This is a genomic window from Bacteroidia bacterium (assembly GCA_025056095.1).
Classification (GTDB): Bacteria; Bacteroidota; Bacteroidia; order JANWVE01; family JANWVE01; genus JANWVE01.
This window is the reverse complement of sequence record JANWVW010000318.1, coordinates 1-1,934: the sequence shown is the minus strand read 5'-3', so window position 1 is coordinate 1,934 and position 1,934 is coordinate 1. Positions and strand designations below refer to the sequence as shown.

At 34.6% G+C, this 1,934-nt stretch carries 2 protein-coding genes and 1 pseudogene; 1 reads left to right on the top strand and 2 read right to left on the bottom strand.

The features are described from left to right. Positions 1-222: lipoyl synthase (locus NZ519_13780; GenBank protein ID MCS7029823.1), on the bottom strand; the 222-nt coding region annotated here is incomplete at its 3' end. 596 nt (positions 223-818) lie between these two features. Here NZ519_13780 and NZ519_13775 point away from each other — a divergent pair. Further along, a complete protein-coding gene (locus tag NZ519_13775; GenBank protein ID MCS7029822.1) occupies positions 819-1,685 on the top strand; it encodes a methyltransferase domain-containing protein in 867 nt (288 codons plus the stop codon). A 94-nt stretch (positions 1,686-1,779) separates the two neighbouring features. Here the strand turns inward: NZ519_13775 and NZ519_13770 are convergent. Continuing rightward, positions 1,780-1,934: pseudogene (locus NZ519_13770) on the bottom strand (lipoyl synthase).

Sequence of the window (1,934 nt, the reverse complement as noted above, 5' to 3'; positions counted from 1 at the left end):
TTTTTTTTCAAAATCGATATCGCAGTAGGGACAAGCCCGTGTACAGGCAGGTCCCATAATCAGGAAAGTGGCCGTACCAGCGTTAAAGCATTCACCAATATTGGGACAAGATGCTTCTTCGCAGACTGTATTCAAGGCTAAATCTCGTAAAATTTCTTTAACGTTGCCGACGCGCTCTTTCTGAGGCGCTTTCACCCGCAACCAGTCTGGCTTGATAGTCACGTTTGTTTTTTATCTTTTTACGAAAGAAAAACTGGGTGTAAAAATCCGTCCTAAGATACGGCTTTGTTATGCTCTTTATAGAATCTAAGACAATAGAAATCTGTGTGGATAGAGCATAAGCGTTGAGACTGGAATACTCCTAGTAGAAGCTTGTACAATAAAAAAAAATATTTTGTATAATTGGAATATAGCATATAAAATGTCCAATCTAGTTAAAAACCAAGATCTGTAAATTGGCTCTTCTTGAACAACGGATAGATCTGATTCTGTACGGAAAAGATCGTACAGGTAAAATATTCAAGTATCAATTACCAGCTTTGGGCATACGGTAGCAGCTCTCTGCAATTGGGATCTAGGTATAAAATATTGTTTGGTATCTAGCTTAAGTTGAGTTATGCTTACCAAAAATCCAAAACAGGGATGTTTGGAAAATTTCCTGCCTTTATGCTAAGGAGTAACTCATTTAGAAAAAAGATTTGTTGATTGATGCTAAAGAGTAAAGTCATATCGATTAACTCGAAGCTTTTGGCTTTGCTTAAGTCAGGGGAAAACTACATGGCAAATACTTGTGTTTAAAAAATAAAATAGGTAATTTTATGAATAATCTTTTGAATATTGGTTGTGGTAGTGTATTTCATTCTTCTTGGACGAACATTGATCTAGAACCTTCGTCTCCTGAAGTTCAAGCTTGTGATATCACAAAGGGATTACCTTATTCTGATGCGGAATTTGACGCTTGTTATAGTTCTCATCTTCTGGAACACCTGAATAAAATTGAAGCTAAAAAACTGATAAAAGAGTGTTTTCGTATTTTGAAGCCGCAAGGCGTAATTAGGGTAGTTGTTCCTGATTTCGAGAATATAGTAATCAATTATCTTAAAATTCTAGAAAAAATTGATAGCGGAGTGAAAGAAGCTGAGGCAGATTATGATTGGATTATGCTAGAAATTTACGATCAATTTGTAAGAACTTTTTCCGGAGGAGAAATGTATCATTATCTAATCAATCCTAACTTATCCAATAAAGATTTTATTTTGTCGCGTATTGGTCTCGAAGCAGAAAAAATTTTTGAGAATGCAGAAGCTCTAAAAAATCAAAATATTAATATTAATAATAATAAAAAAATATTAAAATTTTTAAATAAATTAAAATCAAAAAGACCATCTTGGTATTTGTTTAAAATTCAAACATTTATATTAACAAATATAGCAAAAATTATTGCTGGGAATAAAGCAGCCTTAGGAGTAAAGGAAGGCCTATTTCGCCAAACAGGTGAAATTCATCGCTGGATGTATGATAGATTTTCACTTCGACGTCTGCTCGAAAAAACGGGATTTATAAATGTGAGAGTTTGTCGTGCTGACGAGAGTTCTATTCCAAATTTTAATAGCTATGGTTTGGATATGATTGAAGGAAGAATCAGAAAACCTGATTCTTTGTTTATGGAAGGAATAAAGCCCTGAATTTATACTATACTCTGCGTCGTTATAGATGAGATTGAAAAAATATTTAAGGGCTGATTCCATTTTATTATTGTTCTGGAGGTAAATAAGAGATAATCATCACGTGAGCTAGTTTTAATCGCTGTACTGCTTCAGCTAAGCGATAGGGTTCAGTAGGATCTAGAGGTTTGGGTTTTTTTTCAAAATCGATATCGCAGTAGGGACAAGCCCGTGTACAGGCAGGTCCCATAATCAGGAAAGTGGCCGTAC